The sequence below is a fragment of the Stenotrophomonas sp. 116085_Sma genome, from assembly GCF_056479585.1.
In genome coordinates this window covers 3,653,722-3,675,962 of sequence record NZ_CM151057.1, presented here as the reverse complement: position 1 = coordinate 3,675,962, position 22,241 = coordinate 3,653,722, and the positions used below count along the sequence as shown (strand labels likewise).

Here is a 22,241-nt window from a genome sequence, read left to right as displayed (position 1 = left end):
TGTGCAATGAAAGACGCAATGAAAAACCGGCTGGCGGCCCTGCGCCGCCGGCTGCAGCCGCTGTGGCCGTGGCTGCGCTGGGGTACCGCGGCGCTGCTGGCGCTGCTGCTGGTGCTGGATTTCGCCTTCCCGCCACCCTTGCCGAAGCAGCGCGACACCAGCACCCTGGTGGTGGCTGCAGACGGCACACCACTGCGTGCGTTCGCCGATGCCGAGGGCGTGTGGCGCTATCCGGCTTCCATCGACAGCGTCTCGCCGCTGTACCTGCAGGCATTGCTGACCTACGAAGACCGCTGGTTCTGGCGCCATCCGGGCATCAATCCGCTGGCGATCCTGCGGGCAAGCGGCCAGCTGCTGCGCGGCGGCCGCATCGTCTCCGGTGGCTCGACCCTGACCATGCAGGTCGCACGCATCCTCGATCCGCATACGCGCACGCCCTGGGGAAAGCTCAAGCAGATGCTGCGCGCGGTGCAGCTGGAAGTGCATCTGAGCAAGCAGCAGATCCTGGCCCTGTACCTGGAGCGCGCGCCCTACGGCGGCACCATCGAGGGCGTGGAAGCGGCCAGCTGGGCCTATCTGGGCAAGCCGGCGGCGCAGCTGTCGCATGCCGAAGCCGCGTTGCTGGCGGTGCTGCCGCAGGCACCGAGCCGGCTGCGCCCGGATCGTCACCCGGAAGCGGCGCAGAAGGCGCGTGACAAGGTGCTGACCCGCATGGCCGAACTGGGCGCGTGGACACCGGAAGAGGTGCAAGACGCGCGCATCGAGAACGTGGTGGCGCGCTCGCTGCGGCCGCCGCTGCATGCCGCGCTGCTGGCGCAGCGCCTGCATTCGGCGCATCCGGGCCAGGCACGCATCCAGAGCAGCATCGACATCGGCCTGCAGCGCACGCTGGAAGAGCGCGTGGCCAGCTATTTCTCGACGCTGCCCGAGCGTACCTCGGCCGCGCTGCTGGTGGTCGACAACCAGACCCTGCAGGCGCGTGCCTATGTCGGTACGTTGTCCTTTGGCGACCGCCAGCGGCTTGGCCACGTGGACATGGTGCAGGCCTGGCGTTCGCCCGGCTCCACGCTCAAGCCATTTCTCTACGCGATGGCACTGGATGATGGCCTGATCCATTCGGAGAGCCTGCTGGTCGATGCGCCGCAGAGTTTCGGCAGCTATCGCCCGGGCAATTTCGATATGGCCTTCAATGGGCCTGTTGGCGCCTCCAGCGCATTGCGGCTGTCACTCAACGTGCCGTCGGTGGACCTGTTGCAGCGGGTCGGGGCCGCGCGCTTTGCCGCACGCCTGTCGCATGCCGGCATCCAGCTGCGCTTTCCGCCGGGCAGCACGCCCAACCTGTCGTTGATCCTGGGCGGCACCGGCGCGCGGCTGGAAGATCTGGTCGGCGCGTTCGCCGCGCTCAACCGCAATGGCATCGCCGGGCGCGTGCGTTACACCGATGACGAGCCGATGATCGAGCGACGTCTCGCTTCGCCCGGCGCAAGCTGGATCGTGCGCGAGATGCTGGAATCGAATCCGCGCCCGGGGTACAGCGTCGGTACGTTCGATGTCGGTGGCCGCCCGCGCGTGGCGTGGAAGACCGGCACCAGTTACGGGTACCGCGATGCGTGGGCCATCGGCAGTACCCGCCATTACACCGTGGGCGTGTGGGTGGGCCGGCCGGACGGCACGCCTCTGCCGGGCCAGTACGGCGCGGTCACCGCGCTGCCACTGATGTTCGAGGTGGTGGACAGCCTGCCACGCCAACGCGGTGACTCGGCGTCCGCGCCGATGCCGGCCAGCGTCAGCCAGGAAGACGTCTGCTGGCCGACCGGTGAGCGTGCCGAAGACCTGTCTGCTGCGCTCTGCCAGCGCAGGATGTCGGCCTACCTGCTCGATGGCGCAGCACCGCCGACCTTCCCCGAGCGCGAGGCACGACGCTGGCAGCCGGGGCGGCAGCGTTTCCTGGCAGACGCCCGCAGCGGTCTGCGCGTGTCAGCCGATTGCCGCTTGCCGCACGAAGAAGTCGCGCGCGAGATCGCGCGCTGGCCAGCGTTGCTGTCACCGTGGCTGCCCAAGGCCACGCGCGAGGCCTCCCAGCTGCCGGCGCTGTCGCCGGACTGCCGTGATGATGGGCGTGAGGCCAGCGTCGCGTTGCACATCGATGGCCTCAATGATGGCGCCGTACTGGCGCGTGCACCCAACGCCGAACATGGCGTACGCCTGCAGCTGCGCGCGCTGGGCAGCGAGCAGACGGTGGACTGGCTGCTGGACGGTCGCTGGATCGCGCAGACTCATGGTGCGCAGTTGATGCAGCGCGAGTTCGCCGAACCGGGCGCGCATGCCCTGACCGCACTGGCGGCCGACGGCGCGTGGACGCAGGTGCGGTTCACCGTACTCCGGTAGGTGCCAACCTTGGTTGGCACGTCCCGTATGTCTGCCACGCTGTTGTAGAGCCGAGCCCATGCTCGGCTGCTCCTGCGACGTGCATGCAGAGGTAAGCCGAGCATGGGCTCGGCCCTACAACACCGTAGATGGCCGCGAGCCCTTGGCGTAACCGCTATTCCCCGATCCACCCATCCAGCAGGTCGGCGAATTCATCGGCGTGTTCCTCTTCCTGCGCCAGGATTTCCTCAAGGATGCGCTTGGTGGTGGTGTCGCGGTCGCCGATGAAGTTGATCATCTCGCGATAGCTGTCGATGGCGATGCGCTCGGCCACCAGGTTCTCGCGCACCATGTCGCGCAGGTCGCTGCCTTCCTTGTACTCGGCATGCGAACGCGCGGTGAGCGTATCGGGGTTGAAATCAGGTTCGCCGCCGAGCTGGACGATGCGCTCGGCCAGCTTGCCGGCGTGCGCCTGTTCCTGCTGTGCATGCTCGAGAAACTCGGCTTTCACCGCATCGGCCAGCATGCCCTTGGCCATGAAATAGTGCCGGTAGTAGCGCAGCACGCAGACGTACTCGGTGGCCAGCGCGTCGTTGAGCAGCTTGATCACCACCTTGCGGTCGGCGCTGTAGCTGTCGGTGATCGCGCCATCCTCGATGTTGCGCCGGGCGCGATCACGCAGGGTCTTGCGGTCGCTGATGCCGGGAACCTTCGCGGCGGGCTTGGGGGCTTTGGCTGGCTTGCTGGACATGGCTGGCCGTTTCCTTTTGCGGTGGAGAATCAGGTGGGCAGGTGCTCCAGCACGTACTCGGCTGAAGAGACTTCGAACTGGCCGGGTTGTTCAACCCAGGCGGCGCGCACCACGCCATCGACCACGTACAGCGCGAAGCGACGCGAGCGGATGCCCATGCCCGAGGCGCTGGCGTCGAGCTCCAGGCCGAGCGCGCGGGTCAGTTCTGCATTGCCGTCGGACAGCATCAGCAGGCCGTCGGGCACGTGCTGGTCGGTGGCCCAGGCTTTCATCACGAACGGATCGTTGACCGCCACGCAGTAGACGTCGATGCCGCGCTGGCGGAAGGCCTCGAACTTTTCGACGTAGCCGGGCAGGTGACGGGCCGAACAGGTGGGGGTGAACGCACCGGGCACGGCGAACAGCACCACCTTGCGCGCGTCGAACAGCGAATGCGTATCGAGCGTTTCGATGCCCTCGCGGATGCGCTTGAGGGTCACTTCCGGAATGCGGTCGCCAACGTGGATGGTCATGGTGGACTCCTTGCAGGGGCAGGCTAGAGGCCGGCGTGGGACAGGGGCGTCAAGACATTGGAAAACCGGCGTGCAGGCCCCATCTTCAGGCCTGGCGGGGCAGGCTTCCAGTCACAGCCTGGGGCATGGGGATGGCAGCCGCATTGCGCAGGATCAGTCGGCCTCACCAGGGCCGCACGAGGGGCGGCGTAGCATCGCCGGCGCGTAGAATGAACCCGGGGCGGCGCCACCGGCGCGGCCGAAGCGAATCGAGGTAGATGGATGGAATTCAAGGATTACTACGCCACCCTGGGGGTGGAACCGAGCGCGGGCGAGGCGGAGATCAAGACCGCCTACCGCCGGCTGGCACGCAAGTACCACCCGGACGTCAGCAAGGAGGCCGGGGCCGAAGACAAGTTCAAGGCGGTCAACGAGGCCTACGAGGCGCTGCGTGATCCGGAGAAGCGCGCGGCCTACGACCAGCTGCGCGCGCAGGGCTATCGCCCGGGCGAGGAGTTCAACGTGCCGCCGAACTACGGCGGCGCCGGGGGCTTCAATTTCGAGGAAGTGTTCGGCGGCGGCGGCCCCAACGGCGGCTTCAGCGACTTCTTCGAAAGCCTGTTCGCGCGCCAGCGTGGCGGTGGCGGCGCTGGTCCCGGGCCGGGCTTCAGCAGCCAGGGCCATGCGCCCAATCGCGATACCCGCGCCAAGCTGTCGGTACCGCTGGAGGCGGCCTACAACGGTGACAGCCTGCGCATCACCGTCAACGGCAAGCAGCTGGACGTGCGCGTGCCCAAGGGCATCCGTCCGGGCCAGGTGATACGGCTGGCCGGGCAGGGCAATCATGGCGGCAACCTGCTGCTGGAAGTGGAGTACGCCGCGCACCCGCAGTTCGAGGTCGATGGCCGCAACATCCTCTATACGCTGCCGGTCACACCGTGGCAGGCCGCATTGGGGACCAGCATCAGCGTGCCGACCCTGGGCGGTGCGGTGGAGCTGAAGATTCCGGCCGATTCCGATGCCGGGCGCAAGCTGCGCCTGCGTGGCCGTGGCCTGCCGGGCAATCCGGATGGCGACCAGATCGTCGAGATCGAGATCGTGGCCCCGGCCGCGACCGATGAGGCGCAGAAGAAGGCATACCGGAACCTGGCCAAGGCGTTCGGCGAAACGATCTGAGGTGGATTCTGGTGGGGGCGGACCTGGGGCCACACGCTTTTCGGCCGTTCAAGGCGTGCCAACCAAGGTTGGCACCCACCGGAATGTTTCAGCCCTGCCCGGCGAACACCCGTTCCAGCACTTCGGACAGTTCGTCTTCCGAGAACGGCTTGGTGATGTAGGCCTTGGCGCCCTGGCGCATGCCCCACATGCGGTCGGTGTCCTGGTCCTTGGTGGTCACCAGGATCACCGGGATGTGGCGGGTTGCCTCGTCGCGGGCGAGGGTGCGGGTGGCCTGGAAGCCGTTGAGGTTGGGCATCACCACGTCCATCAGGACGAGGTCGGGCAGCTCGGCCTTGGCGGTTTCGACCCCGGCGGCGCCATCGGTGGCGGTCAGGATCTGGTGCCCGAGCTTCTCGACGATGCGCTGTATCCCCAACAGCTGCGACGGTGAGTCGTCGACGATCAGAATGCGTGCCATGTTGTTCCCCATGTAATGCCCGCAGTGTAGTGCGGGCACATTACCGGCGGGAGGGGACCGCCTGCCGTCCGTCGCCTGCCTGCGACGTTCAGTCGATCCGCACCACGGTGCGGCCCAGCGAGCCGCCGGCCAGCATCCGCTCGAACACGGCGGGCAGGCCATCCAGGCCGACTTCGGCAGTACAGATGCGGTCCAGGTGCTGCGGTTTCCAGTCACTGCCCAGTCGCGACCACACCTCTTCGCGCAGCCCGCGCGGCGCATTGGCCGAGGACACGCCCAGCAGCGAGACACCGCGCAGGATGAACGGCATCACGGTCATGTCCAGCGTCGGGCTGGCGGCCAGACCGGCACTGACCACGCTGCCGTAGGGCACGGTCTGCGCCAGCAGGCTGGCCAGCATGTCGCCTCCGGCATTGTCGAGGCCACCGCCGAAGCGTGCCGACTGCAGCGGGCCGGTATTGGACAGTGCCTCGCGTGGCAGTACCTCGGAGGCGCCGATGCTGTGCAGGAAATCGGCCTGGTCCGGCTTGCCGCTGACAGCGTGGACGGCGTAGCCGGCACGGCTGAAGATCGACAGCGCCAGCGCACCGACACCGCCGCTGGCACCGGTGACCGCCAGCGGGCCGAGTTCCGGGGTCTGCCGGTTGTCCTGCATGCGCAGCAGGGCCAGCGCCGCAGTGAACCCAGCGGTGCCCAGCACCATCGCCTCGCGAGGGGTCAGCCCGGCCGGCTGGGCGATCACCGCACGCGACTCCAGCCGCACGTACTGGCTGTAGCCGCCGTCGCGGGTTTCGCTGAGGCCGCAGCCGGTGGCCAGCACCGCGTCGCCTTCACGCCAGTCAGGATCGGCGCTGGCGACTACGGTGCCGGCCACGTCGATGCCCCCGACCAGCGGGAAGCGGCGCAGGATCTTCCCCTTGCCGGTGCCGGCCAGGGCGTCCTTGTAGTTGACCGAGGACCAGTGGGCGCGGATCAGCACCTGGCCGGGGTTGAGGTCGTCGACACCCAGCTGGGCCAGGCCGCTGCGGTAGCCGGCGTCGTCGTTTTCGATACGGAAGGCGGTGAACGGGGTGGTGGGGGCCATCGGCGTTGCCTGACTTCGAGGAAAACGCCACCTTACCCCGTAGCCCCCCTTTCGATCCTGCCGATCCGCCCCATCTTGTATGATCGGTGATGGTTTCACGGCTGGCGGTGCGGGAAGGGCCCGTGCCGCAGCCCAAATCTTGATGGAGCGTGCATGGCCTGGAATACACCCGGCGGCAACAAGGGCGGACAAGGCCCCGAGGACAATCGACGCGGGCCGTTCGGGTCACGCGGCGGTGGCAATGGTGGTGGCTGGGGCGGATTGCCCGGACCACTGAAGGACCTGTTCGACGGCGGCTTCGTGCGTTGGGTGGTGGCGGCCGTGGTGCTGCTGGTGCTGTTCTCCAGCTTCCAGCTGATCGGCGAACAGCAGCGTGGCGTGGTGCTGCGCTTCGGCCAGTTCTCGCGCATCCTGCAGCCCGGCCCGAACTTCAAGCTGCCGTGGCCGATCGAATCGGTCACCAAGGTCAATGCCACCGAGATCAAGACCTTCTCGATCCAGGTGCCGGTGCTGACCCGCGACGAGAACATCGTCAACGTCTCGCTGAACGTCCAGTACCGCATCGACGACCCGCAGCAGTACCTGTTCGGCACCGTGGATGCCAACCAGGTGCTGGAGCAGTCGGCGCAGAGCGCGGTGCGCGAGGAAGTCGGCCGCGCCGACCTCAACGCCGTGCTGAACAACCGTGGCCCGCTGGCCGTGGCCGCCGAAGAGCGCCTGCAGGCGCTGCTGAAGGCGTTCAAGACCGGCCTGACCGTGACCGGCCTGACCCTGCAGGACGCCCGTCCGCCGGAAGAGGTCAAGCCGGCCTTCGACGAGGTCAATGGCGCCCAGCAGGTCAAGGAACGCCTGATCAACGAAGCCCAGGCCTACGCCGCCAAGGTCGTGCCGGAAGCCCGAGGCCAGGCCTCGCGTGCCCGTACCACCGCCGAAGGCTACAAGCAGGCCGTGGTGTCCAAGGCCGAGGGTGACGCGCAGCGCTTCAGCCTGTTGCAGGCCCAGTACAAGGACGCCCCGGAAGTGACCCGCAAGCGCCTGTGGCTGGAGACCGTGCAGCAGGTGCTGAGCGAGAACCGCAAGGTGATCGGTGGCGATGGCCGCCAGCTGATCTACGTGCCGATGACCGGCGATACCCGTCCCACCACCTCGGCCCCGCCGGGGGTGACCAACCCGGAGGTGGTGATGCCGTCGCTGCCGGGCGCAGCGGTGGAACAGTCCCGTGATCCGGGCCGGCCGGTGGGCCGCCCGACCGGGCGACCGAGCGGCCGTGAGGAGGGCAGCCGATGAAGAGTCCTATCTGGATCGCCGTGATCGTGGCGGTGGTGCTGGGCCTGCTCGGCTCGGTGTACGTGGTCCGTGAGGACCAGACCGCCATGGTGCTGAACCTGGGCAAGGTGGTGCGTTCGGACATCAAGCCGGGCCTGCACTTCAAGGTGCCGGTGGTGGAAACGGTGAAAGTCTTCGACCGCCGCTTCCAGGTGCTCGACACCGCCCCGGCGCGTTACTTCACTGCTGAGCAGAAGGACGTCAGCGTCGACTTCTTCGCCATCGGCTACATCTCCAACGTGGGTGACTACTTCCGTGCCACCGGCGGCGATCCGCGTATCGCCAATGCCCGTCTGGCACCGATCATCACCGACTCGCTGCGCAACCAGATCAACTCGCGCACCCTGCAGCAGCTGGTTTCCGGCGACCGCAGCGAGCTGATCGCCGAGCAGCTGAAGGGGATCAACGAAGCCGTGGCCGGCCTGGGCATGCAGATGATCGACCTGCGCATCAAGCAGGTGGACCTGCCGACCGACAGCCAGGTGATCAACGACGTGTACGAGCGCATGCGCGCCCAGCGCAAGCAGGAAGCCGCCAAGCTGCGCGCTGAGGGCGAGGAGCAGTCGCTGACCATCCGCGCCCAGGCCGACCGTGACAGCACCGTACTGATCGCCGAGGCCGAGCGTGATGCCCAGCGCCTGCGCGGTGAAGGCGATGCCGACGCCGCCCGCATCTACGGCAAGGCCGGCTCGGCCGACCCGTCGTTCTACGCGTTCTACCGCAGCCTGGAGGCCTACCGTGGCTCCATGACCGACGGCAACGGCGTGATCGTGCTGGACAAGAACGACCCGTTCCTGCAGTACCTGAAGAACGACCGCTGAGGTCGCAGGGCGTTACCCCACGGGGCCCGGCTGAATGCCGGGCCCCGTGTTTTTTCCGGAGTCCCCCCCATGAAAGATCTGTTCGCCGCCGTCTGCCTGGTGGCGGTGCTGGAAGGCCTGTTCCTGTTCGTCGCACCGTTCGCCTGGAAGCGCATGGCCGAGCGCCTGCTGGACATGCCGAGCCCGGCCCTGCGCAGCTTCGGCGGGCTGGTGCTGCTGGCCGGCCTGAGCCTGCTGTGGTGGGCACGGCACTGAACCCCGCCCTGTAGCGTCCGAGCCCATGCTCGGGCGGCGCCGCGCAGCGGCGGAAAGGCAGCCGAGCATGGGCTCGGCTCTACATGAGACGCCGGCCTGACCGGCCGGTGAAGCCGTCCGTCGGAAAGGTGGCACCCGACCCCGGAAACCCGGATAATGCACAAAAGCCGGACGGGCCTCCCCGTTCGGCTTTTTCCGTGTCTGGGCCTTCCATCGCCGGCCGCTCCCCGTTTGGAGCCGCCTTGCAGGTGCTGGCCAGCCCCGCCACGGTTTACCCGTCCGCGGCCCCGATGGCCGCAACAAATCGAGGAGCCCGTCATGGGTCAGTCTGTCGTAGTGTTGGGTGCCCAGTGGGGCGATGAAGGCAAGGGCAAGATCGTCGATCTGCTCACTGAGGAAATCGGCGCCGTCGTGCGCTTCCAGGGCGGCCACAACGCCGGCCACACCCTGGTAATCAACGGCAAGAAGACCGTCCTGCACCTGATCCCGTCGGGCATCCTGCGTGACGATGCGCTGTGCCTGATCGGCAACGGCGTGGTGATCTCGCCCGCCGCACTGCAGAAGGAAATCGCCGAGCTGGAAGCCTCCGGTGTGGAAGTGCGTTCGCGCCTGAAGATCTCCCCGGCCGCGCCGCTGATCATGCCGTACCACATCGCCCTGGACCAGGCGCGCGAGCGCGCTGCCGGCGGCAAGGCGATCGGCACCACCGGCCGTGGCATCGGCCCGGCCTACGAAGACAAGGTGGCGCGTCGCGGCATCCGCATCGCTGACCTGCACTACCCGAAGCAGCTGGAAGAACTCCTGCGCACCGCGCTGGATTACCACAACTTCGTGCTGACCAAGTACCTGAACACCGATGCGGTCGACTTCCAGAAGACCTTCGACGAAGCGCTGGCCTTCGGCGAATACGTGCAGCCGATGAAGTCCGACGTGGCCGGCATCCTGCACGACCTGCGCAAGCAGGGTAAGCGCGTGCTGTTCGAAGGTGCGCAGGGCGCGCTGCTGGACATCGACCACGGCACCTACCCGTACGTCACCAGCTCCAACACCACCGTCGGTGGTGCGCTGGCCGGTTCCGGCGTCGGCGCCGATTCGATCGACTATGTGCTGGGTATCGCCAAGGCCTACGCCACCCGCGTCGGCGGCGGCCCGTTCCCGACCGAGCTGGACGACGAAGTCGGCCAGGGCATCCGTGACCGCGGCGCCGAGTACGGTGCTTCGACCGGCCGTCCGCGTCGTTGCGGCTGGATGGACATCGTCGCGCTGAAGCGCGCCGTGGCCATCAACGGCATCAGCGGCCTGTGCATCACCAAGCTGGATGTGCTGGACGGCATGGAAAAGCTGAAGGTCTGCATCGCCTACGAATACAACGGCAAGCGCACCGAGTACGCGCCGCTGGACGCGCAGGGCTGGGAAGAGTGCACCCCGGTGTACCTGGAGTTCCCGGGCTGGAGCGAGAACACCCACGGCATCACCCACTGGGACGACCTGCCGCCGGCCGCACGTGCCTACCTGCGTTCGCTGGAAGAGCTGGCCGGGTGCCCGATCAGCATCGTCTCCACCGGCCCGGACCGCGACCACACCATGGTCCTGCAGGATCCGTTCGCCTGAGTGAGTGACCGGTAGCGCTGGGCCATGCCTGGCGTCGCAGAAAGAAGAAGCCCCGCGAACGCGGGGCTTTTTCGTTACTGTGTCGCCAGTGCCGGCGAGGAAGCGAAGCGATGACCAGGATGTCAGCGTGAAAGGCGAGACCGTGGTGCGGGTCACCCTGTGGGTGTTGTGGAGCCTGTGGGGCATCGCCTGCGCGGTTCTGGCGCTCGGCGCGATCGCCAACCATCGGGCCTCGCGTACCCAGACCCTGCCGCTGCTGCTCAGCCCCGGCGCGACGGCCGAGGTCACCGTCTACCGCTTCATCGATGACCAACTGCGGCTGCGACTGCGCTATGCCGCGGACGGTACTCAGGCTGACCCTGAAGTTCTGCTGCGCATCGATACTCCCACCGATCATGGAGACTTCCGCGCGGGAGAGCGTTCGGGCGTGGCCGGGCAGGGCATCAACCGCAGGCTGGCATCGGTTGAATCCAGCGGCCTCACGGCGTCCTACTTCGGCTATGGCCGCGGCGATGCATTGCCACGCGGACGCTCATGGCTGCGGGTAACCGTGCTGGAGGTGGACCCGGCGCTGGCGGGCAGGGCGGCCGTGATCGAACTGCAGCCCCCACTGGACCTGTTGAAGCTGACCGACCTGGACTACGTCTGGCTGTGGCCGTTCTTCTTCTGGAAGGTGGCGGCACTGTTCCTGCTGATTCCTGGGGGCGCGTTGGCGGTGTTCACGTTCACCTTGCGGCGCTGGCAGCGCCGGGCGTCGAAGCAGCCGATTTCAGCAGCGGATACGGATTGATCGATTCCCCCTTCCACCACTGCTTCTCCGGCCCCAGTACGTGTACTTCGAAATGCAGGTGCGGGGCCTCCGCGCTGGCATTGCCGGTGCTGCCCACATAACCGATCACCTCGCCGCGCTTGATCACCTGCTTTTCGGCCAGGCCATCGGCATAGCGCTGCAGGTGCGCGTAGTAGTAGCACCAGCGTCCGCTGGGCTCGAACTGGTAGATGGTCAGCCCACCGCGCTTGCTGTCGAACAGCTTCTCCACCGTGCCGTCGGCCACGGCCAGCACCGGCGTACCGGCATCGGTCATGATGTCGATTGCATCGTGCACGCGGCCCTCGCTGCGTGCATCGGTGAAGGTGTCGCGCAGTTGCGAGGGCAGTACCCCCTGCACCGGCAGCAGCAGATCCACGGGTGCATCGCTGGCGCTGGCTGACGTTGGCAAGGATGCGGATGCTGGAGCATTCACGTGCGGCACTGCCGACGCCTTCGCCGGTGCAGCAGCCACCGCTGGTTGCGATGCGGGCGCCACAACGGCCACCGGTTCACCCACATCGCGGCGCAGCCACCAGCCCACTCCCACACCCAGCAGCACGCCCAGCACGATCAGCTGCGAAAGACGCATCGGCTCACTCCTGCATCACCACGGGAACGGAGGTATCCACCGCATCGGCCACACGCAGCGCATCCCAGTTGGTCATGCGCACGCAGCCATGCGATTCGGTCTTGCCGACATGGCCAGGCACCGGCGTTCCGTGCAGGCCATAGTGGGGTTTGGACAGATCGATCCAGACCCGGCCGACGGGATTGTTCGGACCGGGCGGCAGCGTGGCCTTCTTGTCGCCCTTGCGCGCATCCCAGAACAGCTTGGGGTTGTAATGGAATGGCGGGTCGCGATACACGCCGAGAATCTTCCATTCGCCGATCGGCAGCGGATCGTGCTGGCTGCCGGAAGAGACCGGCACCTGCGCGATCACCTTGCCCTGCGCATCCAGCAACTGCAGGGTGGAATCGGACTTGTCGACCACGATCCTGGCCGCCTTCGGCAACGCCCCCGGTGCGATGTTGGGCACCTGGATGCGGTTGCCGGCCTTGGCCAGATCGACGCCGGGGTTGAGTGCCTTCAGCAATGCCGGCGAGGCATGGAAGCGCTCGCCCAGTGATTCCTCGACGCTGCTGTAGCCCAGTGCTTTCAGCTTGGCCTGGGCGGCCGGTCCTTTCGGGACCGGCTGGAACGGGCCTCCCACGTCATCGGCGGTCAATGTGTAACTGGCAAGCGGTGTGGTCGCATCGGCCTGCAGTGCTTTCCAGGTGGCATCGTCCAGCTCACCGGTCACCGTCAGCCCGTGTGCGGCCTGGAAACCGGACACCGCGCGGCGCTGATTGCTGCCGACCTCACCGTCGATCTCGCCCGGGGAGAAATTGGCGCGATCCAGAAGCACCTGGGCGTGCAGCGGCGAGCGCGCCGCGGTATCGGGTCCGGCCTTCTCGGCAATGGGCTCCGGCAGCTGGGCCGGCGGCGGCACCTGCGCGAAGGCGGGAGACACCAGCAAGGACAGGGCGAGCAGGGCAGGGCGGTGTACGGGCATGGAGGTCTCCGGCAGATGGCAGCTCCACCCTGCCCGCAGAGGCTGCGCAGCCCCCGTGAAAGCATCCTGATGCCGGCATGAGCAGGGCAGCCCTGGCGTGGCCCGGGCCCTTGTCGCAGAAGCGTAGTGCGTGGCATCACCAAGGTGAACGGCTGCCGACGCCCGTGCATGTTGCCGGTCAAGAATGCCGGCGGCACGGCCGATAGGGGCGCATCCCCCCGTTTTGGATGTACCGATGAACTACTTGAGGAATGTCAGGGTTGCCTGGCGTCTTGGGCTGGGCTTTGGCCTGCTGTTGTTGCTGGTTGCCGCCGTGGTGGCCACCGGCGCCACCGCCAGTGTCGTGCAGAAGCGCGCGATGCAGAAGGTGGTCGACATCAGCGTGGCCAAGGTGCGTCTGTTGTCGCAGATGCTCGATACCAACAACCAGATGATGGTGGTGCGCCGCGAGATGCTGATCCGCCAGGGCGAAGATCGCGGACACGACGAGCAGCGCATCGCCGATCTGGTCAAGCGCTACGAGGCCAGCTGGACCGCCTACCAGGCGCTGCCCAGCGACGCCCAGGGCAAGGCCATCGCGGAAACCATCGCGGCCAAGCGTGCCGTCGCGCGCCCGCTCAACAAGCAGACCAGCGAACTGATGGAGCAGGGTGACTACCCGGGCGCCGTGGCGCTGACCCTGGGCCCGGTGCAGGAAGCCGCCAATGGCTGGAACAAGGCGCTGTCCGATGGCGTGGACTTCGAAGAGAAGGAAAGCCGCGATGCAGCCGCCGAGGCGATCAGGCTGGGCGAGCGCAGCCTGCTGCAGCTGCTGGTGCTGGGCGGCGTCGCGCTGCTGGTGGGCATCGGTGCCTCGGTGATGATCGGCCGCAGCCTGACCGGCCCGCTGGCCCGCGCGGTGAACCTGGCCGAGCGCCTGTCCAAGGGCCAACTGGACCAGGAGTTCCGCCTTGGTGGCCGTGACGAACTGACCCAGCTGGGCGAGGCGATGGCCAGCGTGCGGCAGAGCGTGCAGGCGGCGATCGGCGCGCAGCTGCAGATGGCCGAACAGCATGAGGCCGGTGCGATCCGCTATCGCATGGATGCCAGTGCGTTCCCCGGTGATTTCGGCCGCATGGTGCAGGCCACCAACAGCCTGGTCGAATCGCACGTGCAGGTTGAGCTGCTGATGGCCGAGGTGATGCAGCGCTACGCCATCGGTGACCTCAGCCGTGATCTGCCGGACTACCCGGGCGAGAAGGGCACACTGACCCGCACCCTGGCGGCGGTGAAGCAGAGCCTGATGGCGATCAACGCGCAGATCGATGAACTGGCCCGCGCCGCACGCGCCGGTGATTTCAGCATGCGTGGCGATGCCGCAGCGTTCCAGTACCAGTTCAAGGCGATGGTCGAGCACCTCAACGGCATGATGGCCAGTTCGCAGGCCAGCATCGCCGACGTCTCCGACGTGCTGCGTGCAATCTCGCACGGCGACCTGACCGCGCGCATGGAGGGCGAGTACGACGGTGTGTTCGCGCGCATGCGCGACGACGCCAACACAACCACCGCGCAGCTGACCGGCATCGTGCGGGGCATCCAGGTGGCCGCCGACAGCATCAACAACGCAGCGCAGGAACTGGCCGCCGGCAACAACGACCTGTCGCGCCGCACCGAGCAGCAGGCCGCCAACCTGGAAGAGGCCGCAGCATCGATGGAGGAGCTGACCTCCACCGTGCGCCAGAATGCCGAGCTGGCCCGTCAGGCCGACAGCGAAGCGCATGCCGCCGGTGCCGCAGTGCGCGAGACCGAGCAGGCCATGGCACAGATGGCATCGGTGATGGGCGAGATCGATCAGTCATCGGCACGCATCTCGGAGATCTCCACGGTGATCGACGGCATCGCGTTCCAGACCAACATCCTGGCGCTGAATGCTGCGGTGGAAGCCGCCCGTGCGGGCGAGCAGGGCCGTGGGTTTGCCGTGGTTGCCAGCGAAGTGCGCACGCTCGCGCAGCGTGCCGGCGTGGCCGCCAAAGAGATCAAGGAACTGATCGAAGACGCCGCTGCCAAGGTGAAGAGTGGCCTGGCGGTCACCGTTGAATCCGAAGCCGCCATTGCGCGCGTGGCCCAGGCCAGCTCGCGCACCACCCAGCTGATGAGCGACATCGCAGCGGCCAGCAAGGAACAGGCGGCCGGTATCGAGCAGGTCAACCAGGTGGTGGTGCAGATGGACCAGGTGACCCAGCAGAACGCTGCACTGGTGGAAGAAGCGACCGCGGCCAGCCGCGCGCTGGAGGAGCAGGCGCATGCACTGACCACGTCGGTGTCGGTGTTCAAGGTGGAAGGTGAAGTGCAGGACAGGTCTATGCGGTCAAAGTCCGCCGCGTGATGAATGGCTCGCGCGCTGGAGTGGCTCCAGCGCGCGCATTTGGATTGTTCATGCCAATGCTAGGTGCCGAAGAACAGCCGAATCGCATTGATGATGGTGGATGAGTGCGAGCCGATGGCCGTGGTTTTCTCCAGGCGTTCCAGCTTGTTCACGGCTTGATGCTCTGGTGCCGAGTTCACGTGGATACTGCCGACGTACATCACCGACCCCAAGGCGGCATTGTCCATTGACGCAGGTGCTGTACCCGTCGCTTCAGCCTTGGATTCGGGGAAAAATGGTTCGCCGCTGTGACGCAGGAACTGCCGGTCGGGCAGAAGCTCGTTGACCAGCGCATCTGGCGTCAGTTCGAGTAGCCGACGCATTCTGGCAAGTTCGGAATCGATCCGAATGGCAATTGATGCGAATAGAGTGTGCGGGATCTTCTTTTGTCTTACTTCGACTCGCCACGTGTAGATATCCACGGGATTGTCGAATGGGTAGAGTTGCTCCAGCCCCAGCGCACACAATCGTTTCAATGGCGTTGGGCCCAATGCAATCGAGCATGCATGAACCTCCACTGCAAGCTCGTAGAGCCGGGGTGCCCCGAATTCGTCGTCATGGCCCTGCTTTCTGCCAGACGGGTAATGCTTCATCAGCAGATGGAAGTATTCGTTGTGTGCATTCTGGAAAGCATCAAGCAGCGTTTCTGGATTCATGTGGACCAAGAGTACGGGTTGGCAGGTCCGATCCCGTGCAGGTTCAGGATTTCTGAGGGCTCCAGGATCGGCGTCTCCAATGATTTGACCTTCCGGCGGGTGGTGCAAGCCAATCGGCGAGTTCGGGCACAAGGGCCGGAACGGTCATCGTGGGTGTCAACTACGGGCGGGTGACTTCTTGGTGGTCGCCTTCTTCGCCGCCTTGCGCCCACTGCTACTGCGCTTGCCCCCACCATCCTGCTTGTTCACGGTGGCCCAGGCGATGCGTTCGGCGGTGCTTTTACTGGCACCACGCTCGCGCTCGCTGTCCTCGATGTGCTCGGCTTGGCGCTTCTGCTTTTCGGTATAGGCGGACTTGTCACCGCGGGGCATGACCGGTCTCCGGCAGGAACTGGCCTCACGGTGGACCTGGCAGCGTTAAGCGCAAGTCCCGCAAGGGTGATCGCACCGGCAAGGGGCCTCGGCTATGCTTGCCGCATGCGAGTCGAGCCCGCCGACATCGAAGCCCTGTTCGACGCCATCCCGGATGTGCTGTTCTTCATCAAGGATCTCCAGGGGCGTTACACCCACGTCAACCAGACCATGCTGCGGCGGCTGGGCCTGCGCGCGCGCAAGGACGTGATCGGGCGCACCGCGGCCGAAATCTACCCGACCGGCCTCAGCGCGGACTACGTCGACCAGGACGCCCGCGTGCTGTCCGGCGAGGTGATCGAGAACCTGATGGAGCTGCACCTGTTCGCCAACCGCGAACCGGGCTGGTGCCTGACCTGCAAGCGCCCGCTGGTGGTCGATGGGGCCATCGAGGGGCTGATCGGCATTTCCCGTGACCTTGGCCAGAAGGACAGTCTGGGTACCCAGTACGAACAGCTGCGACTGGCACTGGCCCACCTCAACGCGCACTACGCCGAGAACGTGCGCATGCAGACCCTGCTGGACATCACCGGCTTTTCGCTGTCCAAGCTGGAGCGCAGCTTCCGCAAGGTGTTCCAGATGACCCCGCAGCAGGTGCTGACCCGGCTGCGGATCCAGATGGCCATGCACCTGCTGCACGGTGACGAGAGCATCGCCAGCATCGGCCAGGCCTGCGGTTTCAGCGACCAGAGCGCCTTCACCCGCAAGTTCAAGGCTGAAACCGGTTTCTCGCCGCGCGCCTACCGCGCCCGTATCGGCGGCAACGTCGGCGAGCCCGCACTGGCCTGAGTGGCCTGCTGCGCTGTGCCTATCCCCGCGGGCATGGGACAGGGTAAGGTGTCGCCCCTGTAGCCCGCCGCCAGCCCCGCCGATGCCCAACTCGATTCCGACCGCTTCGCCGTCCCGCCTCGGACATTCGCTCAAGCCCCGCCAGCTGATCATGATGGGCCTGGGCAGCGCCATCGGCGCCGGGCTGTTCCTCGGCTCGGGCGTGGGCGTGCAGGCGGCCGGTCCGGCGGTGCTGGTGTCCTACCTGGTGGCCGGCGCGCTGGTGATCATCGTGATGAACGCACTGGGCGAGATGGCGGCGGCCAAGCCGACCAGTGGCGCGTTCTCGGTGTATGCCGCCGATGCCATGGGCGCCACCGCCGGCGCCACCGTGGGCTGGCTGTGGTGGGTGCAGCTGGTGATCGTGATCGCTGCCGAAGCAGTGGGCGCGGCCGGGCTGCTGGCCACGGTCTGGCCGGCGGTACCGGTACCGATGGCGGCGTTGGCCTTCATGCTGTTCTTCACTGCGATCAACCTGCTCGGGGTGAAGAACTTCGGCGAGTTCGAATTCTGGTTCGCCATCCTCAAGGTCGCGGCGATCCTGGCCTTCATTGCCATCGGCGTGGCGCTGCTGATGGGCTGGCTGCCGCAGGTGACCTCACCGGGCCTGAGCAACTTCACCGAACATGGTGGCTTCGCCCCGAAGGGCCTGGCCGGCATCGGTGCGGCGCTGCTGGTTGTCGTGTTCGCTTTCGGGGGCACCGAGATCGTGGCCGTGGCCGCGGCCGAAACCGAAGATCCGGAGCGCAGCATCGCCCGCGCCATCCGCACCGTGGCCTGGCGCATCCTGGTGTTCTACATCGGCTCGCTGAGCGTGATCATCGCCGTAGTGCCGTGGACCAGCGAGGCGCTGAAATCGCCGTTCGCTGCGGTGCTGGATATCGCCCGCATCCCGGGCGCGGGCACCGCCATCACCCTGATCGCGGTGATCGCGCTGCTGTCGGCGCTCAATGCCAATCTCTACGGCGCCTCGCGCATGATGTACTCGCTGGCGCAGCGTCGTGAAGCGCCGGCGGTGTTGGGCTGGACCGACCCGCGCCAGGTGCCGGTCATTGCCGTGCTGGCCAGCGTGCTGTTCGGTTTCGCCGCCACGGTGATGGAACTGCTGTTCCCGGACCGGGTGCTGCCGGTGCTGCTGAACATCGTCGGTTCCACCTGCCTGCTGGTGTGGACGCTGTCGCTGGTCTCGCAGCTGGTGCTGCGCCGCCGCGCCGATCGCCTGGGCACCCGCCTGCCGTTCCGCATGGCCGGTTTCCCGTGGCTGACGGTGTGCGCGCTGGGCATCCTGGCGCTGATCTTCGGCCTGCTGCTGAGCGAGTCGCATACCCGCCTGCAGTTCCTGTCGATGGTGGCACTGACCGCTACGATCGCGGCCGGCAGTGCCATCGCCCGGCGCATGCGCGAGGCGTGATCCCGTAGAGCCGACCCTACGGTCGGCTGCCGTTCGGGCAGATGTCAGCCGAGCATGGGCTCGGCTCTACAGAGGGCATACATTCGGCGTGTAATCCTGCTTGCGTGGGCCGTCACCGGCCCGTCGACCGGGAGTACCGCATGCTGCGCAGCCGTCCCTTCCTGATGTTCACCGGCCAGGCCGAGGCCGCCCTGGCCCTGTACGCCGAAGCCTTCGCCGATTTCCGCCTGCTTGCCCTGCAGCGCCACCCCGAGGGCGCCGGTGCCGGTGTGCCTGGGCAGGTCCGCCAGGCCATCTTCCTGCTGGGTGGCACCCACTACCTGTGCTTCGACAGCCTGGACGTGCACGACTTCACCTTCAGCCCATCGATCTCGCTGTTCGTCGAGTGTTCCGGTGCCGAGCAGTTCGAGCGCGCCGCGCGCGTGCTGGGCGAGGGTGGGCACTGGTTGATGCCGGTGGGCGACTATGACTTCAGCAACCGCTACGGCTGGGTGCAGGACCGCTTCGGCGTGTCGTGGCAGCTGAGCCTGGGGCAGATGCCGGACCCGTGATCGGATGCTTGTGGGTGTGGACCTTGGTCCACACACCCTCATGAAAACGGCCCGCTTGCGCGGGCCGTTCTCTTTACCGATGCAGCGAGGAATCAAGCCTCGACTTCATCATCCTTGTAGGCATCGACCGGGATGCAGGCGCACATCACGTTCTTGTCGCCATACACGTTGTCGACGCGGGCCACCGGCGGCCAGTACTTGCTCTGCTTCAGGCTGGCCAGCGGGAAGGCGGCCAGTTCGCGCGGGTAGGCGTGGGTCCACTCGCTGGCGGTCACCGCGGTCGCGGTGTGCGGCGCGTTCTTCAGCGGGTTGTCCTCGCGGTCCAGGCGGCCGTCTTCGATCGCGGTGATTTCCTCGCGGATCTGGATCATCGCGTTGATGAAGCGGTCCAGCTCGTGCAGCGACTCGCTCTCGGTCGGTTCGACCATCAGCGTGCCAGCCACCGGGAAGCTCAGGGTCGGGGCATGGAAGCCGAAGTCGATCAGGCGCTTGGCCACGTCCTCGGCGCCGATGCCGCTGGTCTTCTCCAGCGGACGAACGTCCAGGATGCACTCATGCGCCACCAGGCCGTTGCGGCCGGTGTACAGGGTCTTGAAGTGCGGGGCCAGGCGCTTGGCGATGTAGTTGGCGTTGAGCTGCGCGACCTGTGTGGCCTTGCGCAGGCCTTCACGGCCCATCATCGCGATGTACATCCAGCTGATCGGCAGGATCGATGCACTGCCGAAGCTGGCGGCGCTGACCATGCCGACCGGACCGTTGTCACCCAGCTTGCCCGGCAGGAACGGGGCCAGGTGCTCCTTGACCGCGCACGGGCCGACGCCCGGGCCACCACCGCCGTGCGGGATGCAGAAGGTCTTGTGCAGGTTCAGGTGTGAAACGTCCGAACCCCACTTGCCCGGCTTGGCGACGCCGACCAGGGCGTTCATGTTGGCGCCGTCGGTGTACACCTGGCCGCCGTGCTTGTGGATGATCTCGCAGATCTCGACCACCTCTTCCTCGAACACGCCGTGCGTGGACGGGTAGGTCATCATGATCGCGGCCAGGCGGTCGCTGTACTTCTCGGCGTTGAGGCGGATGTCCTCGACGTCAACGTTGCCGTTGGCGTCGGTCTTGGTCACCACGACCTTCATGCCGCACATCTGCGCCGAAGCCGGGTTGGTGCCATGTGCCGAATCCGGGATCAGGCATATGTCGCGGTGGCCCTCGCCGCGCGAGCGGTGGTAGGCGCGGATCGCCAGCAGGCCGGCGTACTCACCCTGCGCGCCGGAATTCGGTTGCAGGCTGACTGCGTCGTAGCCGGTGCATTCGACCAGCATCGCTTCCAGCGTGTCGATCAGTTCCTTGTAGCCCAGCGCCTGGTCGGCCGGCACCAGCGGGTGGATCTGCGAGAACTCCGGCCAGGTCACCGGAATCATCTCGGCGGTGGCGTTGAGCTTCATGGTGCACGAACCCAGCGGGATCATCGTGCGATCCATCGCCAGGTCCTTGTCGGCCAGCGAACGCAGGTAGCGCAGCAGCTCGTGCTCGCTGTGGTGGGTGTTGAACACCGGGTGGGTCAGGAACGCGGACTGGCGCAGCAGGCCGGCCGGCAGCGCGTCGGCGGTGCTGGCATCCAGCGCGTCGACGTCCAGCGAGGCACCGAACACGGCCGCCACGGCAACGATGTCGGCGCGGGTGGTGGTTTCGTCCAGGCTGATGCCGACCGAGTCGCTGTCGATCGCGCGCAGGTTGTAGCCGGCGGCGCGCGCCTTGGCATGGATCTCATCGGCATGCACGCCGGTGACATGCAGGGTGTCGAAGAAATCGCCACCGACCTGCACGCCGGCATTGCGCAGCGCTGCGGCCAGGATCGAGGCCAGGCGATGGGTGCGGCGGGCAATGCGGGTCAGGCCTTCCGGGCCGTGGTAAACGGCGTACATCGAGGCCATCACCGCCAGCAGCACCTGCGCGGTACAGATGTTGGAAGTCGCCTTCTCGCGGCGGATGTGCTGCTCGCGGGTCTGCAGGGTCAGGCGGTAGGCCGGGTTGCCCTGGGCATCGACCGAAACACCGATCAGGCGGCCCGGCATCGAGCGCTTGTAGGCGTCACGGCAGGCCATGAAGGCGGCGTGCGGGCCACCGAAGCCGAACGGCACGCCGAAACGCTGGCTGTTGCCGACCACGATGTCCGCGCCCCATTCGCCCGGGGCGGCCAGCAGGGTCAGGGCCAGCAGGTCGGTGGCCACGGCCACCAGGCCGCCGCGTGCGTGCACGGCATCGACCAGCGCCTTGTAGTCGCCCACCTGGCCGAAGGTATCCGGATACTGCAGCAGCAGGCCGAAGGCTTCCGCTTCCAGCGCTTCGGCCGGGGTGCCGACGCGCAGCACGATGCCCATGGGCTCGGCGCGGGTACGCAGCAGTTCCAGCGTCTGCGGATGCACGGCGTCGTGCACGAAGAAGGTGTCCGACTTGGACTTGGCCGAACGCTTGGCCAGGGTCATCGCTTCAGCAGCGGCGGTGGCTTCGTCCAGCAGCGAGGCGTTGGCGATTTCCATGCCGGTCAGGTCGGCGCACAGGGTCTGGAAGTTGATCAGCGCTTCCATGCGGCCCTGCGAGATTTCCGCCTGGTACGGGGTGTAGGCGGTGTACCACGCCGGGTTTTCCAGGATGTTGCGCAGGATCACGTTCGGCGTGTGGGTGCCGTAGTAGCCTTGGCCGATGAAGCTGCGCAGCACGGTGTTCTTGTCGGCGATCGCACGGATCTTCGCCAGTGCCTGCACTTCGGTCATCGACTCCGGCAGCGCCAGCGGCGCCGGCGACTTGATCTTGGCCGGCACGATGGCATCGGTCATCGCATCCAGCGACGCGTGGCCGACGACGTCGAGCATCTGCGCGATCTCGGCGTCATTGGGGCCGATGTGGCGCTCGACGAACGCGTTGTGGTGCTCGAGCTCACGCAGGGAAGGGGTGTTCTGGGACATGGCGAAGGATCCGTCAGGAAAGGGCACACGCACGGGCACAAGCCGCCGGTCGGCGGTCTGCGGGGCGCCCCTCTGTCCTTTTGCCTGAGAGTTTAAAAGCGCGGAAAACCGCAGCTTCGTGCCCCTTCGGCGCCGGATCGAACCGGTCTCTCCAGAGTTGTGTTACGGGTGGTATCGGGCCTGAGCGATTACGGGCGTTGCGCCTTCGGCAGCGGTGTTCCGCTTCTCCCACCGTGTTGCCCGCTGATTATAGCCCGTTGCGGGCGCGGCGGCCGCCTCCGCCCCCTGACCGCCGCGCCTGAATGGCCGATGGC

Annotated in this window: 19 protein-coding genes, 1 pseudogene and 1 riboswitch; of the genes and pseudogenes, 11 read left to right on the top strand and 9 right to left on the bottom strand. The window is 66.8% G+C overall.

The features are described from left to right. Window positions 1–6: 6 nt before the first annotated feature. Window positions 7–2,388 (top strand): penicillin-binding protein 1C, encoded by a 2,382-nt coding sequence (pbpC, locus tag ACZK0Z_RS17200; protein ID WP_197632901.1) that lies wholly within the window; start codon window positions 7–9, stop codon window positions 2,386–2,388. A 154-nt stretch (window positions 2,389–2,542) separates the two neighbouring features. Here the strand turns inward: pbpC and ACZK0Z_RS17195 are convergent, their stop codons facing one another. Both ACZK0Z_RS17195 and ACZK0Z_RS17190 read right to left on the bottom strand, forming a co-directional pair. Next, a complete protein-coding gene (locus tag ACZK0Z_RS17195; protein ID WP_049430075.1) occupies window positions 2,543–3,118 on the bottom strand; it encodes a ferritin-like domain-containing protein in 576 nt (191 codons plus the stop codon). Window positions 3,119–3,147: 29 nt separating this feature from the next. Continuing rightward, on the bottom strand, window positions 3,148–3,630 hold the full coding sequence (locus tag ACZK0Z_RS17190) for a peroxiredoxin (protein WP_049430076.1): 483 nt from the start codon (window positions 3,628–3,630) through the stop codon (window positions 3,148–3,150). A 261-nt stretch (window positions 3,631–3,891) separates the two neighbouring features. Between ACZK0Z_RS17190 and ACZK0Z_RS17185 the strand changes: the two genes are divergently transcribed. Beyond that, window positions 3,892–4,785 (top strand): DnaJ C-terminal domain-containing protein, encoded by an 894-nt coding sequence (locus tag ACZK0Z_RS17185; RefSeq protein ID WP_043399085.1) that lies wholly within the window; start codon window positions 3,892–3,894, stop codon window positions 4,783–4,785. Between the two features lie 88 nt (window positions 4,786–4,873). Here ACZK0Z_RS17185 and pilH read toward each other — a convergent pair whose 3' ends face one another. Both pilH and ACZK0Z_RS17175 read right to left on the bottom strand, forming a co-directional pair. Next, on the bottom strand, window positions 4,874–5,245 hold the full coding sequence (gene pilH / locus ACZK0Z_RS17180) for a twitching motility response regulator PilH (RefSeq protein ID WP_005410644.1): 372 nt from the start codon (window positions 5,243–5,245) through the stop codon (window positions 4,874–4,876). A gap of 88 nt (window positions 5,246–5,333) precedes the next feature. Beyond that, complete coding sequence (locus ACZK0Z_RS17175) at window positions 5,334–6,329, bottom strand: YhdH/YhfP family quinone oxidoreductase (RefSeq protein WP_049430077.1); 996 nt, start codon at window positions 6,327–6,329, stop codon at window positions 5,334–5,336. A 153-nt stretch (window positions 6,330–6,482) separates the two neighbouring features. Between ACZK0Z_RS17175 and hflK the strand changes: the two genes are divergently transcribed. The 5 genes from hflK (at window position 6,483) to ACZK0Z_RS17150 (ending at window position 11,132) form a co-directional block, all read left to right on the top strand. Then, the gene (gene hflK / locus ACZK0Z_RS17170) at window positions 6,483–7,616 is read left to right on the top strand and encodes an FtsH protease activity modulator HflK (protein ID WP_197632903.1); all 1,134 of its coding nucleotides are present in this window, start codon (window positions 6,483–6,485) and stop codon (window positions 7,614–7,616) included. Next, window positions 7,613–8,476, top strand: a complete 864-nt coding sequence (gene hflC / locus ACZK0Z_RS17165; RefSeq protein WP_010482785.1) for a protease modulator HflC — start codon at window positions 7,613–7,615, stop codon at window positions 8,474–8,476. The genes hflK and hflC overlap by 4 nt, the downstream gene beginning before the upstream one ends. Before the next feature lie 69 nt (window positions 8,477–8,545). Beyond that, window positions 8,546–8,731, top strand: a complete 186-nt coding sequence (locus tag ACZK0Z_RS17160) for a DUF2065 domain-containing protein (protein ID WP_049427618.1) — start codon at window positions 8,546–8,548, stop codon at window positions 8,729–8,731. A 318-nt stretch (window positions 8,732–9,049) separates the two neighbouring features. Then, window positions 9,050–10,342, top strand: a complete 1,293-nt coding sequence (locus ACZK0Z_RS17155; protein ID WP_142806544.1) for an adenylosuccinate synthase — start codon at window positions 9,050–9,052, stop codon at window positions 10,340–10,342. 127 nt (window positions 10,343–10,469) lie between these two features. Next, window positions 10,470–11,132, top strand: a complete 663-nt coding sequence (locus tag ACZK0Z_RS17150) for a hypothetical protein (protein ID WP_197632905.1) — start codon at window positions 10,470–10,472, stop codon at window positions 11,130–11,132. Here ACZK0Z_RS17150 and ACZK0Z_RS17145 read toward each other — a convergent pair. Further along, window positions 11,068–11,742, bottom strand: a complete 675-nt coding sequence (locus tag ACZK0Z_RS17145) for a M23 family metallopeptidase (protein ID WP_197620206.1) — start codon at window positions 11,740–11,742, stop codon at window positions 11,068–11,070. The genes ACZK0Z_RS17150 and ACZK0Z_RS17145 overlap by 65 nt on opposite strands. A 4-nt stretch (window positions 11,743–11,746) precedes the next feature. Further along, window positions 11,747–12,706, bottom strand: coding sequence for a L,D-transpeptidase family protein (locus ACZK0Z_RS17140; RefSeq protein ID WP_197620205.1), 960 nt, complete (start codon window positions 12,704–12,706; stop codon window positions 11,747–11,749). 235 nt (window positions 12,707–12,941) lie between these two features. On the opposite strand from ACZK0Z_RS17140, the gene ACZK0Z_RS17135 reads away from it, so the two are divergent. Then, window positions 12,942–15,071 carry a methyl-accepting chemotaxis protein gene (locus ACZK0Z_RS17135; protein WP_197632906.1) on the top strand — a complete coding sequence of 710 codons (2,130 nt, stop codon included), beginning with the start codon at window positions 12,942–12,944 and terminating at the stop codon, window positions 15,069–15,071. Window positions 15,072–15,130: 59 nt separating this feature from the next. On the opposite strand, the gene ACZK0Z_RS17130 is transcribed toward ACZK0Z_RS17135, so the two are convergent. Continuing rightward, complete coding sequence (locus ACZK0Z_RS17130; RefSeq protein ID WP_197620203.1) at window positions 15,131–15,766, bottom strand: hypothetical protein; 636 nt, start codon at window positions 15,764–15,766, stop codon at window positions 15,131–15,133. Between the two features lie 162 nt (window positions 15,767–15,928). Next, window positions 15,929–16,138 (bottom strand): annotated as a pseudogene (locus ACZK0Z_RS17125) (hypothetical protein); the annotation flags it as partial. 105 nt (window positions 16,139–16,243) lie between these two features. Here ACZK0Z_RS17125 and ACZK0Z_RS17120 point away from each other — a divergent pair. The 3 genes from ACZK0Z_RS17120 to ACZK0Z_RS17110 all read left to right on the top strand — a co-directional run bounded on the left by ACZK0Z_RS17120 (window position 16,244) and on the right by ACZK0Z_RS17110 (window position 18,967). Next, window positions 16,244–16,966 (top strand): helix-turn-helix transcriptional regulator, encoded by a 723-nt coding sequence (locus ACZK0Z_RS17120; RefSeq protein ID WP_049429965.1) that lies wholly within the window; start codon window positions 16,244–16,246, stop codon window positions 16,964–16,966. 82 nt (window positions 16,967–17,048) lie between these two features. Beyond that, window positions 17,049–18,416 (top strand): amino acid permease, encoded by a 1,368-nt coding sequence (locus ACZK0Z_RS17115; RefSeq protein ID WP_197632910.1) that lies wholly within the window; start codon window positions 17,049–17,051, stop codon window positions 18,414–18,416. A 140-nt stretch (window positions 18,417–18,556) separates the two neighbouring features. Continuing rightward, window positions 18,557–18,967 carry a VOC family protein gene (locus ACZK0Z_RS17110; RefSeq protein ID WP_005418291.1) on the top strand — a complete coding sequence of 137 codons (411 nt, stop codon included), beginning with the start codon at window positions 18,557–18,559 and terminating at the stop codon, window positions 18,965–18,967. Between the two features lie 92 nt (window positions 18,968–19,059). Here ACZK0Z_RS17110 and gcvP read toward each other — a convergent pair whose 3' ends face one another. Then, window positions 19,060–21,927, bottom strand: a complete 2,868-nt coding sequence (gcvP, locus tag ACZK0Z_RS17105; RefSeq protein WP_049429962.1) for an aminomethyl-transferring glycine dehydrogenase — start codon at window positions 21,925–21,927, stop codon at window positions 19,060–19,062. 62 nt (window positions 21,928–21,989) lie between these two features. Further along, a riboswitch (glycine riboswitch) is annotated at window positions 21,990–22,092 on the bottom strand. Window positions 22,093–22,241 lie beyond the last annotated feature (149 nt).

Excerpts from the sequence above, each read along its gene's own strand:
- ACZK0Z_RS17160 (WP_049427618.1), top strand. The coding sequence starts at position 8,546 with ATGAAAGATCTGTTCGCCGCCGTCTGCCTGGTGGCGGTGCTGGAAGGC.
- hflC (WP_010482785.1), top strand. The coding sequence starts at position 7,613 with ATGAAGAGTCCTATCTGGATCGCCGTGATCGTGGCGGTGGTGCTGGGC.
- ACZK0Z_RS17110 (WP_005418291.1), top strand. The coding sequence starts at position 18,557 with ATGCTGCGCAGCCGTCCCTTCCTGATGTTCACCGGCCAGGCCGAGGCC.
- hflK (WP_197632903.1), top strand. The coding sequence starts at position 6,483 with ATGGCCTGGAATACACCCGGCGGCAACAAGGGCGGACAAGGCCCCGAG.
- ACZK0Z_RS17185 (WP_043399085.1), top strand. The coding sequence starts at position 3,892 with ATGGAATTCAAGGATTACTACGCCACCCTGGGGGTGGAACCGAGCGCG.
- ACZK0Z_RS17175 (WP_049430077.1), bottom strand. The coding sequence starts at position 6,329 with ATGGCCCCCACCACCCCGTTCACCGCCTTCCGTATCGAAAACGACGAC.
- pbpC (WP_197632901.1), top strand. The coding sequence starts at position 7 with ATGAAAGACGCAATGAAAAACCGGCTGGCGGCCCTGCGCCGCCGGCTG.
- ACZK0Z_RS17115 (WP_197632910.1), top strand. The coding sequence starts at position 17,049 with ATGCCCAACTCGATTCCGACCGCTTCGCCGTCCCGCCTCGGACATTCG.
- ACZK0Z_RS17155 (WP_142806544.1), top strand. The coding sequence starts at position 9,050 with ATGGGTCAGTCTGTCGTAGTGTTGGGTGCCCAGTGGGGCGATGAAGGC.
- gcvP (WP_049429962.1), bottom strand. The coding sequence starts at position 21,927 with ATGTCCCAGAACACCCCTTCCCTGCGTGAGCTCGAGCACCACAACGCG.
- ACZK0Z_RS17145 (WP_197620206.1), bottom strand. The coding sequence starts at position 11,742 with ATGCGTCTTTCGCAGCTGATCGTGCTGGGCGTGCTGCTGGGTGTGGGA.
- ACZK0Z_RS17140 (WP_197620205.1), bottom strand. The coding sequence starts at position 12,706 with ATGCCCGTACACCGCCCTGCCCTGCTCGCCCTGTCCTTGCTGGTGTCT.
- ACZK0Z_RS17190 (WP_049430076.1), bottom strand. The coding sequence starts at position 3,630 with ATGACCATCCACGTTGGCGACCGCATTCCGGAAGTGACCCTCAAGCGC.
- ACZK0Z_RS17130 (WP_197620203.1), bottom strand. The coding sequence starts at position 15,766 with ATGAATCCAGAAACGCTGCTTGATGCTTTCCAGAATGCACACAACGAA.
- ACZK0Z_RS17120 (WP_049429965.1), top strand. The coding sequence starts at position 16,244 with ATGCGAGTCGAGCCCGCCGACATCGAAGCCCTGTTCGACGCCATCCCG.
- ACZK0Z_RS17195 (WP_049430075.1), bottom strand. The coding sequence starts at position 3,118 with ATGTCCAGCAAGCCAGCCAAAGCCCCCAAGCCCGCCGCGAAGGTTCCC.
- ACZK0Z_RS17135 (WP_197632906.1), top strand. The coding sequence starts at position 12,942 with ATGAACTACTTGAGGAATGTCAGGGTTGCCTGGCGTCTTGGGCTGGGC.
- pilH (WP_005410644.1), bottom strand. The coding sequence starts at position 5,245 with ATGGCACGCATTCTGATCGTCGACGACTCACCGTCGCAGCTGTTGGGG.